The organism is Streptomyces alanosinicus (assembly GCF_014650595.1).
Classification (GTDB): Bacteria; Actinomycetota; Actinomycetes; order Streptomycetales; family Streptomycetaceae; genus Streptomyces; species Streptomyces alanosinicus.
The window spans coordinates 230,213-244,838 of record NZ_BMVG01000002.1 but is presented as its reverse complement, the minus strand read 5'-3'; the positions used below and the strand labels follow the sequence as shown (position 1 = coordinate 244,838).

Here is a 14,626-nt window from a genome sequence, read left to right as displayed (position 1 = left end):
CTTCCGCTCTGTGACAGCCGTAACAAAACCGTCCCGCGGCGCGCGGTCATGTGGCACCCTCCCGCCTCCTGGTGCCGTTCGCCGTGCGTTCACGCGGCCGCGGGTCCGGTGTTCAGGCCGCCTGCTGGAGATCGAGGCGCGCCCCGAACTCCCTTACCACCGCCTCCTCCCGGAAGGGTTCCAGGCGCTGTTGCAGGTCCTCCAGATATTCGGCGCCCCGGTTGGAACGCAGCGTCTCCAGCAGTTCCACCGCCTTCAGGCCGGTGCCGCAGGCCTGTTCGATCTCCCGCTGCTGCACCTGGGCCGTGGCGAGCAGCACATAGCCGATGGCGCGCCGGCGGGCCCGGGACTCGGGGTGCCCGGCCAGCGACTGCTCGGCGTACCGGGCCGCCTGCTCGGGCTGGCCGAGGTCGCGGTGGCAGTGCGCCAACTCGTCGGCCAGATAGGCCTCGTCGAAGTGCCGGATCCACACCGGGTCGTCCCCGGCGGAGTCCTCCGCCTGCTCCATCGCCGTGACCGCCCGCCCGGTGGACGCCTGTGCGGCGCGTACGTCGCCGAGCAGGGCGTGCCCGCGCGCCTCCGCCGCGTGGAACATCGCCTCCACGCGCGGGGTCACCTGCCCGCGCGCCCCCTCCTGCGCCGCCCGCGCCAACTGGGCGATCTCGCGCGGGTTTCCGAGCTGGGCGGCGAGGTGGCTCATGGACGCGGCGAGGATGTAACCGCCGTAGCCCCGGTCCCCGGCGGCCTGTGCGAGCCGCAGCGACTGGATGTAGTACCGCTGGGCCAGGCCCGGTTGCCCGGTGTCCACGGCCATGTAGCCCGCCAGCTCGGTCAACCGGGCGACGGCGGCGAACAGTTCACGCCCGGCCGTCTCCCGGTACGAGCCCGCGAGCAGCCCGGAGACGACGCTGTTCAGATAGTGCACGACCACCGGGCGGACATGCCCGCTGCCGAACTGGTGGTCCAGCTCGGTCAGCGCCTGTGTCATGGACCGCACGGCCGCCACATCGGCGTGCCCGACGCGCGGGCCCGCCTGCCGGGCCACCTGGGCGTCCGGCGCCGAGATCAGCCAGTCGCGGCTGGGTTCGACCAGCGCGGAGGCGGCGACGGAGGAGCCGGACAGGAAGTCCCGCCGGCCCACGTCGCTGCGCCACAGCTCACAGACCTGCTCGATGGCCCCCAGTACCGTCGGCGAGAACTGGAGACCGACCCCCGAGGCGAGGTTCTTGCCGTTGGCCATGCCGATCTCGTCGATCGTGACCGTACGGCCGAGCTTGCGGCCGAGTGCCTCCGCGATGATCGCCGGAGCGCGGCCCCGGGGCTGCTGTCCGCGTAGCCAGCGGGCCACGGACGTCTTGTCGTAGCGCAGGTCGAGTCCGTGCTCGGCGCCGCACATGTTGACCCGCCGGGCCAGCCCGGCGTTCGAGCACCCCGCTTCCTGGATGAGTGCCTGCAGCCGTTCGTTCGGCTGCCTCGCCACGAGAGGCCTTGCGGCCATGTGCTACCCCCTGCGTCGCGATCCCCTGGAGCAGACGATCAGTTCAGGAAGATCAGTGCCCAGCTGACATACCGCCAATGCTCGACATATGCCGTTTGCCGGGGTAACGGCGGGTGCCAACCCCACCCGTGGCTACCCAGCACACGCCGTCCTTCCTCCCGCGCGCCCCCGGCTGTGCACCCATGCGCCCCGACTGGCGAATCGATGCTCCTCCCCCGCGCGCGCTACAGCCGTAACTCCAGGTGGGTGCGGGAGTTGAGAGGAGCGTGGAAGAGACGATCGCGGGCGCCCCGAACACTCAGATTGCCGGTCAGATTCCGCAGCAGCGCGGGGAATCGCTGCTGGAGACCGCCGTACGCTATGCCGAGGAGCGGCACTGGGACGTGTTCCCGGGCACCTGGCTGGAAGCGGTCGCCGGAATGCAGCGCTGCTCGTGCAGCGATGCCTCCTGCCCTGCGCCGGGTGCGCACCCCGCGCGCCCCGACTGGGCGACGCAGGCGACCGGCAGCGCGACCGTCGCGCGCCGGATGTGGCAGAAGCAGCCGACGGCGTCGATCCTGCTGCCGACGGGGCGGACCTTCGACGCGCTGTCCGTCCCGGAGAGCGCCGGGTTCCTGGCGCTGGCCCGGATGGAGCGCATGGAGCTGACGCTCGGGCCGGTGACGCTCGCTCCCGACCGGCGGATGCATTTCTTCGTGCTGCCGGGAGGCTGCGCGAAGGTGCCGGAACTGGTGCGCAAGCTCGGGTGGTCGCTGTCGTCCCTGGATCTGGTGGCGCTGGGCGAGGGGTCGTACGTGGCCGCTCCGCCGACCCGGTTCGGGTCGCGTGGGGCCGTGCAGTGGGCCTGCCGGCCGACGCCGGCGAACCGGTGGCTGCCGGATGCGGAGGAACTGATCTCGCCGCTCGCCTATGCGTGCGGTCGGGATCGCTGACGTGCGCCCCCGCGGCGTCAGCCGCACATCGGGCCCAGCCCCGCGCCCCTAGAGGTCGGCATCGCCCCCCGTAGGGTGCATGCATGACCGAAGCTGCAGTACGCGTGCGGGGGCTCTGGAAGCGGTTCGGGCAGCAGGTTGCTGTCGGGGGAATCGATCTTGAGCTGCCCGCCGGGAAGTTCATAGGGCTCGTCGGACCGAACGGGGCCGGCAAGACCACCACCCTCTCCATGGTCACCGGGCTGCTCCGGCCCGACGAGGGCACCGTGGAGATCGTCGGCCACGACGTGTGGCGGGATCCGGTGGCCGTCAAGGCGCGGATCGGTGTACTGCCCGAGGGACTGCGGCTGTTCGAGCGGCTGTCGGGGCGCGAGCTGCTCGCATACTCGGGGCGGCTGCGCGGGCTGCCGGGGGCCGAGGTCGACAAGCGGGCCACACAGCTGCTGGACGTCCTGGACCTGGCCGGGGCGCAGCACAAACTCGTCGTCGACTACTCGACGGGCATGCGCAAGAAGATCGGACTCGCGGCCGCGCTGCTCCACAACCCCGAGGTGCTCTTCCTGGACGAGCCGTTCGAGGGCGTCGACCCGGTGTCCGCGCAGTCCATCCGGGGTGTCCTGGAGCGCTACACCGCCTCCGGGGCGACCGTCGTCTTCTCCTCCCATGTGATGGAACTGGTCGAGTCGCTGTGCGACTGGGTCGCGGTGCTGGCGGCGGGCCGGATCCGCGCGACCGGGACGCTGGCGGAGGTGCGCGGCGCGCATCCCACGCTCCAGGGGGCGTTCCTGGAGCTGGTCGGGGCGAGCGGCCGGGACGCCGGGTCCGATCTGGACTGGCTGGGCGGCGGGGCGGCGCGATGACCGACCTGACCTCCACCGTCGTACGGCTGAAGCTGTCCCTGCTGAGCAACGGGCTCAGGCAGTCCGGGGGCCGGCGGGCCGCGTTCGTCGTCTCCGCGGTCGTCGCGGTCCTGTTCGCGCTGCTGGAACTGCTCGGGCTGCTCGCGCTGCGCGGGAACGCGCACGCCGAGGCCGTCGCCGTACCGGGTACGGCCGTGCTGGCGCTGGGCTGGGCGGTGCTGCCGCTGTTCTTCCCGACCGGCGACGAGACGCTGGACCCGACCCGGCTGGTGATGCTTCCGCTGCGGCCCCGGCCGCTGGTCCGGGCGCTGCTCGCGGCCTCCCTGGTCGGTATCGGCCCGGTGTACACGCTGCTGGTGCTGGCGGGGTGCGCGCTGGCCGTGGCGCACGGGGCCGCGGGGTACGCCGTCGCGGTCCTCGGCGTCGCCCTCGCGCTGCTGGTCTGTGTGGCGCTGGCGCGGGCCGTGGCCACCGCCAACGTACGGCTGCTGACCAGCCGGAGGGGCCGCGATCTGGCCGTGCTGAGCGGGCTGGTGATCGCGATCGGGGCGCAGCTGGTCAACTTCGCGGCGCGGCAGCTGGGTTCGGCGGGCCTCGGACAGCTGCAGCCGGTCGCGGACGCGCTGGGATGGGTGCCGCCCGCGTCGGCGGTGGCCGCGGTGCGGTCGGCGAGCGAGGGGTCGTACGGCACGGCGGTCGCGCAACTCGCCGTCACCGCAGCCGGGTTGGCGGCGCTCATCGCCGTGTGGGCGCGCAGCCTGACCCGGCTGATGACCGCGCCCGACGGATCCACGCTGCAGGCCGCCGACGCCGGCGCCCAGGGCCGCGAGTCGGGCGGGCTCGGACGGCTGCTGCCGGGCGGGCGCACCGGTACGGTCATGGAGCGCAGCCTGCGCTACATCTGGCGGGATCCGAAGACCAAGGCCGCCTGGGTGACCTCGCTGGCGATCGGGCTGATCGTGCCGGTGTTCAACGCGCTGCAGGGCACCGGGTCGGTCTACTTCGCGTGCTTCGCCTCCGGGATGCTCGGCATCCAGATGTACAACCAGTTCGGGCAGGACACCTCCGCGTTCTGGATGGTGGCCATGACCATCTCCTCGCCCCGGGACGCCTACACCGAACTGCGCGGCCGCGCACTGGCCCTGCTGCTGATCACCCTGCCCTACACGGCGCTCGTGACGGTGGTGACGGCGGCCGTGCTGGGCTCGTGGCCGAGGCTGCCGGAGGTGCTGGGGCTGGCCTTCGCGGTGCTCGGGGCGATGCTCGCGACCGGCGCCTGGACCTCGGCCCGCTTTCCGTACTCCATCCCGCAGGAGGGCCACAAGAACGTCGCCGCGGGGCAGGGGGGCCTCGCCTGGCTCTCGATCTTCGGCGGCATGGTCGCCGCGGCCCTGCTCTGCGCCCCGGTGATCGCCCTCACCATCTGGCTGAATCTGAGCGCCGACGGCGCCTCCTGGCGCTGGCTCCTGCTCCCCGTGGGGGCCGGGTACGGCACGGCGCTGACCCTCCTGGGCCTCCGCCTGGCGGCCCCGGGAACGGCAGCACGGCTGCCGGAGATCCTGACGGCTGTCAGCAAGGGGTAACGGAAACCCCCTGAGGGGCGCGGGGCTGTATCGATATGCGGCTCCGCCGCGTGGGCGCGAGAACCACCCACTCACCCGCACACGCCAACGCACCGGACCCGGCAGATGTAAAGGCGCTCAATCCCCGAGCAACCCGTCAAGAAACCCCGACACAGCCCCCCGCCAAGCCAGCGGCAGCTCATAGTGGGCGAGATGCCCGGCATCCGGCACTTCGGCATACGCCCCCGCCGGCAGCACCCGGACCATCTCCTGCGCCTCCGCCCGCCCCAGCTCCCCGTCCAGCCCGCGCACCACGAGTGCCGGGCAGCGCACCTGGGCCAGCTCCTCCCAGTGCGCGTCGTACACCCAGCTCTCGCGGGTGCGGAGCATCTGTTCCGGCTCGAAGACGGGGCGCCAGCCGTCCGCGGCCTCGTGCATCACCTCGGCGTAGAAGGCGCCGCGGGCCGGGTTCGGCCGCTCCACCCAGGGATCGTCCTCACCGAACCATCTGCGTACGTCGGCCAGCGCGGCGAAGGGAACGGGCCAGGCCTTGAACCACTGCGCCCACTCGCGCTGCGAGGCGGCCCCCAGCGCGGAGGCCCGCATATCGCAGATGATCAGGCCCCGGACCAGGTCGGGGCGTTTCGCGGCGAGCTGCCAGGCGGTCAGGGCGCCCATGGCATGGCCGATGAGGACGGCGGGGGCGAGGCCCAGCTGTTCCACGGCGGCCTCGGCGTCCTCGACGTAGGCCTCACGGGTGTAGGCGGCCTGTGGGGACTTCTCGCTCTGGCCGTGACCGCGCTGGTCGAGGGCGACGGCGCGGTGCCGGGCGGCCAGCCAGCGGGCGGTCGGGGCCCAGTGGGAGGCGCGGCCCATCAGGCCGTGCAGTAACAGCACCCCCGGGGCGCGTGGCTCGGGGTCCGCCCGGCCCCGCGCCATGTCGAGATCCCTCTTGGGAGGGTCGGCGAACTCCCATGCGGCCAGGCGCACCCCGTCCGCTCCTGTCACGTCGATCCGCCGTGCCATGGGCCTGGCACCCCCAGCTCCGCCTGACTCGTACCGGTGTACTGCCGTACTCGCTCGTACTCGCTGCTGTCGCTGTCGTGCGCGTTCTGCCGCCGCAGACTATCGAATGGCCATTCGATAGATCCGTCTCCGCGGACAACACCCCTCATTCGAGTGACACCCCTTGAGGAATGATCGCCGCCGCGCAGGGGATCTCTTCTGCGGGAGGCGGACCGCTCGGGGAAAAGCGGTCCGAGGGGGATGACCCTGAGAGCTCGGGGCTCCGGGTCAGCACAGGGGAGGACAGGCCCCGGCGCCACACAGGCGCCGGGGCCCTCACATGCTCAGCGCTTGGCGACGAACACGTGGGAGGCGACGTCCGCCTCCAGCTCGGCCGCCTCGCCGCCGCTGCCCACGAGGACACCGCCGGCCGACTCCGTCACGCTCACCACGGAGCCGGGCTGCACACCCGCGCGCCGCAGTGTGTACATCAGCTGCGCGTCCGTCTGGATCGGCTCGCCGATCCGGCGGACCACGACCGTCTTGCCGTCCGAGCCCGGATTCAGGTCGGCCAGCGAGACCATGCCCTCGTCCAGGAACGGGTCGGCGCCGTCCTTCTCGCCCAGCTCCTCCAGACCCGGGATCGGGTTGCCGTACGGCGACTCGGTGGGGTGCCGCAGCAGCTCCAGGACGCGGCGCTCCACGGCCTCGCTCATCACGTGCTCCCAACGGCAGGCCTCGGCGTGCACCTGCTCCCACTCCAGGCCGATCACATCGACGAGGAGACACTCGGCCAGCCGGTGCTTGCGCATCACGCGCGTGGCGAGCCTTCTGCCCTCGTCGGTCAGCTCCAGATGGCGGTCGCTGGCCACGGACACCAGGCCGTCGCGCTCCATGCGCGCCACCGTCTGGCTCACCGTCGGCCCACTCTGGTCCAGCCGCTCCGCGATGCGGGCGCGCATGGGGACGACGCCTTCCTCTTCGAGTTCGAGGATGGTGCGGAGATACATCTCCGTGGTGTCGATCAGTCCGGACATACGTGCCCCTCGATTACCTCTGCCGGCAGCCCGGCGCGTGCGCTGGCCCTATCACCAATTCTGCCGGATCCCACTGACATCCGGGGGCCGTGGCGCAAACGGGTGGTCCCCGTGGGCGTTCCGGGCCGCCGGCCGTCCAGGTGCCGTATTGACACCGCGCTGGTCCAGACCGCACGGTGATCCGCGACACAGACGCTGCGACTGCGAAGGGGCACCGCATGAGCGACGGCACGGCCGCCGACCTGTTCTTCGACGCCGCCATCAACCTGCTGCGGCGGGTCCGCGAGGAGGAGGCCGAGGCGATCACCGCGGCCGGCACCCTGCTCGCCGACACCGTCGCCACCGGCGGCCGCCTGTTCGCCTTCGGTGCCGGGCACTCCTCGCTGGCCGCCCAGGACGTCGTCTACCGCGCCGGCGGCCTCGCCCTGATGAACCTGCTCGCCGTCCCCGGCGTCGTCGGCGTCGACGTCACCCCGGCCACCCTCGGCTCCGCCCTGGAGCGCGTCGACGGCCTCGCGAGCGCCGTCCTGGACACCTCGCCGCTCCGCTCCGGCGACGCCCTGGTGATCATCTCCCTGTCCGGCCGCAACGCCCTGCCCGTGGAGATGGCCCTGAACGCCCGCGCCCTCGGGGTGCGGGTCATCGGCGTCACCTCGGTCGCGTACGCCTCGCAGACCACGTCCCGGCACAGCTCCGGCACCTTCCTGAAGGACCACTGCGACATCGTCCTGGACTCGAAGATCGCGGTCGGCGACGCGGAACTGACCCTTGACTCCGTCCCGGCGCCCTTCGCGCCCGCCTCCACGGTCGTCACCAGCGCCCTGATGCAGGCCGTCATGGCGACCGCCGCCGCCGTCCTCGCCGAGCGGGGCATCGAACCCCCGCTGCTGCGCTCCGGCAACGTCGACGGCGGCCACGAGTGGAACGGCCGGGTGCTGCGGGAGTACGGCGACCGGATCTTCTACCGGCGCTGAGCCCCCATGGGCCCGTCCTCGCCCCCCGTCGCCTCCGCCAGGTCGAGGGCCGCCGCGATGCGGACCGCCACGTCCTCCGCGTAGGCGGAGTCGGCCCGTTCGAAGCGGTGCCGGCCGGCGTCGCGCAGGAAGGTCACCACGCCCAGCGTGCGCCCCCGGCTGCGCAGCACCGCGCACAGGGCGTGCACCGCGTCGCCGGGCCACTGCCGGGCGAGCGCCCACTCCTGCGCCTGGTCCGCCGCGATCGCGCCGGCGTCCGCGCGCACGGCACCGGCCCGCTCCACGCACTGCAGCGCCGGATGCCCCGGCTCGTAGCGCACGGGCAGCCCGGCCGCCCCGGTGAGCAGGCTCGGCCCCGGCGCGCCGGCGGGCGTCGCGGCGAGCCGGACGAGCCGCGGGGCCGCCTCCTCGCCGTTCTCCGGCGCGGCCGTCCGCGGGGCGGGCACCACCCGGTCGATCAGCGCGTGGTCGGCGAAGCCGGCGAGTGCGAAGTCCAGATGGACGGTGGCCGCCTCGACCGGGTTCTCGCATTCGGCGGCGGCGCGCGCGGCCCGGTGCAGCTGGTTGGTGCGGAACCGCAGCAGGGCCGCCTCCTGCTCGCTCTGCCTGGCCTCGGTGACGTCCAGGAACAGCCAGCCGACGCCGAGCGGCACCGGTTCCTCCGCGAGCGGCGAGGCCAGCCGCACGAAGCCGCTGCGCCAGCAGCGCCGTTTCTCGCCCTCCGGGGTGCGCAGGCTCACCCACATCTCGGCGGGCGCGGGCGGCGCGCCCTCGGCCAGCACATGGGTGAGCGCGGCCTCCAGCTCCTCCACGCCCTGCGCGAGCAGCTCGCCGAGCGGCCGGCCCAGCGCGGACGTACGCCCGATGCCGAGGGCGCGGGCCGCGTGGGCGTTGACGACGGCGGGCCGCAGATCGGCGTCGATGAGGACGACTCCCCAGGCGGCGTCCTCGAACAGCGCCTCGCTCAGCGCGATGGACCGCTCCAGGTCGATCTGCGCGTGCACCTCGCTGAACGCGCAGTACAGCCCGGCGGGCTTGCCGTCGGGGCCGCGTACGGCGGCGGACTGGGTGCGCACGAGCACCCGGCCGCCGTCCTTCGTGACCAGCGCGAACTCATGCACCTGCCGGCCCGTCGCGTGCATCGCCGACATCAGCCGGGACTGCACCTCCTCGGCGTCGGCGCTGCGCACCGCCCAGCCGGCGAAGCCGTGCCGGCCGACCGCCTCGGCGGCCGTCCAGCCGAGGATCCGCTCGGCCTCCCGGTTCCAGTGCGTGACGACCCCGTCCGCGTCGAACGCGCACAGGGCGGCGTCCATGCCGTCGAGCAGCGCGGCGAGCAGATCGGAACCGCCGGGATCACCGGACTCACCGGGCTCGTCGGGCCCCAGTTCGTCGGTGGTCCCACTCCGCCGGGAAGCACTCACCTGGACCCCCTGAAGGCTGCGTCGACGCGCACCGGACGCGCGGTTCGCACACTGGCCTCTCACTGCCCTTCATTCAACTGGAACGTGACCCAGCCCACATCCTGTTCCCGCAAGATGGAAGGAATCAATGCGCGCGGAAAAAGAGGTTGAGCGCCTCCCGTCGGCTTCCTAGGGTGTGGAGTACACGAGAAGGGAGGTGGTTCGGCAGATGTATGAATACCGGACGCGTGAGGTGGCTGCGGGCTAGCGGTCCGCCACCACATCCAGTGCGGTGCCGGACCAGCACGTGACAGACATGTGCAGCCGGCCCAATCCCAGCAGTCACCCGACCCGCGAGCTCGCCGGTACGTCCGGCCGGCTCTCCGCCGAGCGGCGGAGAACCCGAGCTCGCGGGTCGTCTGCGTTTCTCGCGGGTCGTCAGCGTTTGTCGTCTGCGTTTGCCGTCAGCGTCTTCCGGGCCGCTCAGGGGCTGAGGCGCTCGACCTGCCAGGTTCCGTCGGGCCGGGCGGCATACCGCAGACGGTCGTGCAGGCGGTTCTCGCGGCCCTGCCAGAACTCCATGGCCTGCGGGGTGATGCGGAAGCCGCCCCAGTGCGGCGGCACCGGGACCTGTTCGCCCTCGGGGTAGCGGGCCTCCAGCTCGGCGTACGCGGCGTCGAGTTCGGCGCGCGAGGCGATCACCGAGGACTGGGCGCTGGCCCAGGCGCCCAGCTGGGAGCCGTGCGGGCGGGTGCGGAAGTAGGCGGCGGTCTCGTCGCGGCCGGTGCGGCGGGCGGTGCCGGTGACGATGACCTGGCGGGCCAGCGGGTGCCAGGGGAAGAGCAGCGCGATGTGCGGGTTCTCGGCGAGGTCGCGGGCCTTGCGCGAGTCGTAGTTGGTGAAGAAGACGAAGCCCTCGGTGTCGAACTGCTTCATCAGCACGGTGCGCGAGCTGGGCCGGCCGGCCGCGTCCGCCGTGGAGACGACCATCGCGTTGGGTTCGTAGACCGTGCCGTGCAGGGACGCCCGCGCGGCGTCCTCGAACCAGCGGGCGAACTGGTCCATGGGGTGGGTGGCGAGGGCCTGTTCGGCGAGGCCCTCCGCGCGGTACTGCTTGCGCATGGCGGCGGGATCGAGGACGGGGTCCAGGAGCGGGTCGCGGTCGGTCACGCGGTCATCTTGCCGTACGAGCGGTGCGTCCCGTCCAGGCCAGGGGGACGGGACGGGACAGCCGGACAGGAAGCGGACGGAACGGCGGAACCGGTGACGTCGGCTGGCACTCAGTGCCGTGAGGACTCCCCATAGGTGGCACCGGGGGATATCGTGCTGGTTCCGCCCACGGTCTGGGTGACGACCTGCCGATCGGGGCATCACGGGGGTGACCGCCGCCGACCACATCACGAGGAGCCGCCTGATGTCCGATTTCGTACCCGGACTCGAGGGAGTCGTCGCGTTCGAGACGGAGATCGCCGAGCCGGACAAGGAGGGCGGCGCCCTGCGCTACCGGGGCGTCGACATCGAGGACCTGGTCGGGCACGTCTCCTTCGGGAACGTCTGGGGGCTGCTGGTCGACGGCGCCTTCAACCCCGGTCTGCCGCCCGCCGAGCCGTTCCCGATCCCGGTGCACTCCGGGGACATCCGGGTGGACGTGCAGTCCGCGCTCGCCATGCTGGCCCCGGTCTGGGGGCTGAAGCCGCTGCTCGACATCGACGAGCGGCAGGCGCGGGACGATCTCGCGCGGGCCGCCGTGATGGCGCTGTCGTACGTCGCCCAGTCCGCGCGCGGGCAGGGGCGGCCGATGGTGCCGCAGCGGGAGATCGACAAGGCGAAGTCCGTGGTGGAGCGGTTCATGATCCGCTGGCGGGGCGAGCCGGACCCCAAGCATGTCGCGGCCGTGGACGCGTACTGGACGTCCGCCGCCGAGCACGGCATGAACGCGTCCACGTTCACCGCGCGGGTGATCGCCTCGACCGGCGCGGACGTCGCCGCCGCGCTGTCCGGTGCCGTGGGCGCCATGTCCGGGCCGCTGCACGGCGGTGCGCCGTCGCGGGTGCTCGGGATGATCGAGGAGATCGAGCGGACCGGGGACGCGCAGGCGTACGTCAAGCAGGCCCTGGACCGGGGTGAGCGGCTGATGGGGTTCGGGCACCGGGTGTACCGGGCCGAGGACCCGCGGGCGCGGGTCCTGCGGCGTACGGCGCGGGAGTTGGGGGCGCCGCGGTTCGAGATCGCGGAGGCGCTGGAGAAGGCCGCGCTGGAGGAGCTGCACAATCGGCGGCCGGATCGGGTGCTGGCCACCAACGTGGAGTTCTGGGCCGCGATCACGCTGGACTTCGCCGAGGTGCCGGCCCATATGTTCACGTCGATGTTCACGTGCGCGCGCACGGCTGGGTGGTCTGCGCACATTCTTGAGCAGAAGCGGACGGGGCGCCTGGTGCGGCCGTCCGCGCGGTATGTGGGGCCGGGGGTGCGCAGTCCGCAGGACCTTGAGGGGTATGCGGATATCGCCCACTGAAGTGGTGCGTTCGGAGCGCGGGCGGCTGCGGGTCCGTTGCGGCTGGTCGCGCCCCGCGGCGGAGCCGCTGATGGACAGGGCCCCGCGCCCCTGAAAGACATGGCCCCTTCGGGGCCTGGCTTTCATCCTGCGACGAGCAAATCCGAATGATGCCGTTCCGCCACCAGCGGATGTGCCCTGAGCTTGCCCTTCAGTTCGTTGTAGCCGTACTCGGCGTACAGGGGGTTCGTCGGGTCGGTGGTGATGCCCGGGGCCTGTGCGGCGTGCGGGAAGGGCACCGGGGCGATGCGGGCGTCCAGGCGAGGGTTGTAGAAGAACGGGACCGAGAACCGTTCCGTCGCTCCCGGTGGGCTGACCACGCGGTGGTTGGTGGCGAGGAGATAGCCGTTGGTGGCGACCTCCAGGAGTTCGCCGAGGTTGACGACGAAGGCGCCCTCCAGGGGCGGGACGTCGTGGAAGCGGCCGTCCTCGCGGTGGACCTGGAGGCCGCCGACCCTGTCCTGGAGCAGAAGGGTGAGGAAGCCGTAGTCCTTGTGGGCGCCGACGCCCTGGTCGGTGCCGTCGCCCGCGCTGCCGGGGTAGCGGACGAGCTTGAGGTGCGGGTGGGCCTCCGCGCCGAAGATCGGGTCGTAGAAGCTCGCGGGGGCGCCGATCGCGGTCAGGAGCTCACGCAGCAGGCGCTCGGCGACCGCGCTGAGCCGGTCGATCCAGGCCAGGGCCGCCGTGCGCAGCTCGGGGAGGGCGGCGGGCCACTGGTTGGGGCCCTGCAGCCACCAGTACGGGGGCTCGCCGGGGCCGGGGGCGCGGGCGGGGCGTTCGGCGCCGATGTCGAGCTGGTCGCGCCAGTCCCGGGCGCCGGCGGTGCGTTCGTCGCCGGTGCGGGTGTAGCCGCGGAAGTGCGGCGAGTTCACGTTGTCGAGGGCGAGCCGGTCGGCCCCGGGCAGAGCGAAGAAGGCGCGCATGGCGCCGAGCAGCGCGTCGGTCTCGGCCCGGGTCACGCCGTGTCCGACGAGCTGGAAGAAGCCGACGTCGTGGGCCGCGCTGTGCAACTGGGCGTGGAGCAGGGCGCGGGCCTGTGTGCCGCGGTCGGCGGCCGACAGGTCGATGATCGGGAGCTGGTCGTACGACGGGGTCGCCGTCAGGGTGTGCGTGGTCATGGATGCGTCCACAAGGGTGTGTGGGCCACGAGCAGGCCGCCGAGGGTAGGGCGGCGCCCAGAATGCCCTAAGAAGAGGGAGAAAAAAGGGCTGAATCAGGCCGAAAGGCGACAGCCCATGCTCGTGACGCGCACGTAGTCCACGTGTCGGCGTCGAACGAGCATCGGAAGCATGCGGCAAGAGTACTGCCCCGCAGCGGATATGGATGTGGCTCGCCTCACTGGCCCGGAGCGGACTTCACCGGCCCGGAGCAGAGGAGAGCGGAGGGGAGCGGAGGAGAGGGGAGCGGAGGGCGGGCTCAGCCGAGCGCGTCCTCCAGCAGCGCGGCCCACTGGGTGACGACCCGGTCGCGGCGGGCGGTGTCGTCGGTGAGGAGGTTGGCGAGGCCGAGGCCGCGGGCCATGTCCAGGAAGCCCTGGACGGTCTCGCGGACGCCGGGGCGGGACTCGTCGGCACCGAGGAGGTCGACGGCGATGCGGTGGGTCTCCCGGCCGACGCGGGCCTCCAGCTCGGTCACGCGGGTGCGCAGCTGGTCCTCGTTGGAGGCGGCGACCCACAGGTGCAGGGCGGCCCGGAAGAGGGGGCCGGTGTAGAGGTCGACGAGGGCCGCGACGACGGCCCGGCGCTCGGCGGGGCCGCCGGGGAAGAGCGCCCGCAGTGCGGTGGAGCGCTCCTCGGCGACGTACTCGACGGCGGCCGTGAACAGGTCTTCGCGGGTCGGGAAGTGGTGCTGGGCGGCGCCGCGCGAGACCCCGGCGCGTTCGGCGACGACCGCGACGGTGGAGCCCGCCCAGCCGTGTTCGGCCAGGCAGGCCACGGCGGCCTCCAGGAGCCGCTGCCGGGTGGCGCGGCTGCGGTCCTGCTTGGGCGCGCGATCGCGTTCCCGGGGCACGGGGCCCTGTTCCGTCGTCGCGCTCATCCGCTCACACCACCCATGCCGCGTCCCGCTTCCCCAGGAAGGCCGTCATCCCCTCCCGGGCCTGGTCGGAGGCGAACAGCCGGGCCGAGAGCGCGGTCAGGTCCGCCGCGTCCCGGTCGAATGTCTCCAGCACCCTAGCTGTGAGCAGCCGTTTCGTCTCGGCGAGGGCCTGCGGGCAGGAGCGGCGCAGTCCGTCGAGGATCGGGGCGAGTGCCGCGTCCACGTCGTCGGCCGTCGTGGTGAGCAGGCCGAGGCGTACGGCCTCGGCCGCGTCGAAACGTTCGCCGGTGAGGTAGTAGCGGGCCAGGGCGCGGGGGTCGGCGCGTGGGACGATCGGCAGGGAGATCACCGCCGGGGCGACGCCGATGCGGACCTCGGTGAAGGCGAAGGTGGCCGTGCCGGCGGCGGCCGTGATGTCGCAGGCGGCGAGCAGGCCGAGGCCGCCCGCGCGGACATGCCCGGTGACCCGGGCGACGACCGGTCTGGGCAGCTCGACCAGCTGGCGCAACAGGCCCACCAGCGCGTCCGGGTGCGGGGGGTCGCGCAGGTCGGCGCCGGCGCTGAAGGTGCCGCCGGTGTGGGTGAGGACGACGGCCCGGACCTCCGGGTCCTTGCCGCAGTCGGCGAGGGCGTCCGCGAGGCCGGTGACGAGGGCCGCCGAGAGCGCGTTGCGGGTGTCGGTCGCGTCGAGGCTGAGGGTCTCGACGCCACGCGCGCGTGAGCGGCCGATCAATGCGGTCATGTGTGCTCCCCGAGCGGAGTCG

Annotated in this window: 13 protein-coding genes; 5 read left to right on the top strand and 8 right to left on the bottom strand. The window is 72.8% G+C overall.

Annotated elements, in window-relative coordinates:
* Nucleotides 1-112: 112 nt before the first annotated feature.
* Complete coding sequence (locus tag IE277_RS07410) at nt 113-1,498, bottom strand: NsdA family TPR-like regulatory protein (protein ID WP_189949695.1); 1,386 nt, start codon at nt 1,496-1,498, stop codon at nt 113-115.
* A 266-nt stretch (nt 1,499-1,764) separates the two neighbouring features.
* Here IE277_RS07410 and IE277_RS07405 point away from each other — a divergent pair, with 266 nt between their 5' ends.
* The 3 genes from IE277_RS07405 (at nt 1,765) to IE277_RS07395 (ending at nt 4,873) form a co-directional block, all read left to right on the top strand.
* On the top strand, nt 1,765-2,430 hold the full coding sequence (locus IE277_RS07405; RefSeq protein WP_189949693.1) for a bifunctional DNA primase/polymerase: 666 nt from the start codon (nt 1,765-1,767) through the stop codon (nt 2,428-2,430).
* Between the two features lie 83 nt (nt 2,431-2,513).
* Nucleotides 2,514-3,290, top strand: a complete 777-nt coding sequence (locus IE277_RS07400; protein ID WP_189949691.1) for an ABC transporter ATP-binding protein — start codon at nt 2,514-2,516, stop codon at nt 3,288-3,290.
* Nucleotides 3,287-4,873 carry a transporter gene (locus tag IE277_RS07395; protein ID WP_189949689.1) on the top strand — a complete coding sequence of 529 codons (1,587 nt, stop codon included), beginning with the start codon at nt 3,287-3,289 and terminating at the stop codon, nt 4,871-4,873. Before IE277_RS07400 ends, IE277_RS07395 begins: the two co-directional genes overlap by 4 nt.
* Nucleotides 4,874-4,990: 117 nt before the next feature.
* Here the strand turns inward: IE277_RS07395 and IE277_RS07390 are convergent, their stop codons facing one another.
* Together IE277_RS07390 and IE277_RS07385 are read right to left on the bottom strand one after the other, a co-directional pair.
* Nucleotides 4,991-5,878 (bottom strand): alpha/beta fold hydrolase, encoded by an 888-nt coding sequence (locus tag IE277_RS07390; protein WP_189949687.1) that lies wholly within the window; start codon nt 5,876-5,878, stop codon nt 4,991-4,993.
* Between the two features lie 323 nt (nt 5,879-6,201).
* A complete protein-coding gene (locus IE277_RS07385; RefSeq protein WP_189949685.1) occupies nt 6,202-6,894 on the bottom strand; it encodes an iron-dependent transcriptional repressor DtxR in 693 nt (230 codons plus the stop codon).
* A gap of 218 nt (nt 6,895-7,112) precedes the next feature.
* On the opposite strand from IE277_RS07385, the gene IE277_RS07380 reads away from it, so the two are divergent.
* Nucleotides 7,113-7,868: an SIS domain-containing protein gene (locus tag IE277_RS07380; RefSeq protein WP_189949683.1), complete on the top strand. Its 756-nt coding sequence runs from the start codon at nt 7,113-7,115 to the stop codon at nt 7,866-7,868.
* Here IE277_RS07380 and IE277_RS07375 read toward each other — a convergent pair.
* Both IE277_RS07375 and pdxH read right to left on the bottom strand, forming a co-directional pair.
* Nucleotides 7,856-9,292, bottom strand: coding sequence for a PAS domain-containing protein (locus tag IE277_RS07375; RefSeq protein WP_189949681.1), 1,437 nt, complete (start codon nt 9,290-9,292; stop codon nt 7,856-7,858). The genes IE277_RS07380 and IE277_RS07375 overlap by 13 nt on opposite strands.
* A gap of 462 nt (nt 9,293-9,754) precedes the next feature.
* Entirely contained in the window at nt 9,755-10,441 is a 687-nt protein-coding gene (pdxH, locus tag IE277_RS07370) for a pyridoxamine 5'-phosphate oxidase (protein ID WP_189949679.1), read from the bottom strand.
* A 244-nt stretch (nt 10,442-10,685) separates the two neighbouring features.
* On the opposite strand from pdxH, the gene IE277_RS07365 reads away from it, so the two are divergent.
* Nucleotides 10,686-11,786 (top strand): citrate synthase 2, encoded by a 1,101-nt coding sequence (locus IE277_RS07365; RefSeq protein WP_189949677.1) that lies wholly within the window; start codon nt 10,686-10,688, stop codon nt 11,784-11,786.
* 122 nt (nt 11,787-11,908) lie between these two features.
* Here the strand turns inward: IE277_RS07365 and IE277_RS07360 are convergent, their stop codons facing one another.
* The 3 genes from IE277_RS07360 to IE277_RS07350 form a co-directional block, all read right to left on the bottom strand.
* Entirely contained in the window at nt 11,909-12,943 is a 1,035-nt protein-coding gene (locus IE277_RS07360; RefSeq protein ID WP_189949675.1) for an isopenicillin N synthase family dioxygenase, read from the bottom strand.
* A 298-nt stretch (nt 12,944-13,241) separates the two neighbouring features.
* Nucleotides 13,242-13,862: a TetR/AcrR family transcriptional regulator gene (locus IE277_RS07355; protein WP_189949673.1), complete on the bottom strand. Its 621-nt coding sequence runs from the start codon at nt 13,860-13,862 to the stop codon at nt 13,242-13,244.
* A gap of 4 nt (nt 13,863-13,866) precedes the next feature.
* Nucleotides 13,867-14,604, bottom strand: coding sequence for an enoyl-CoA hydratase family protein (locus IE277_RS07350; RefSeq protein WP_189949671.1), 738 nt, complete (start codon nt 14,602-14,604; stop codon nt 13,867-13,869).
* Between the last annotated feature and the right edge of the window lie 22 nt (nt 14,605-14,626).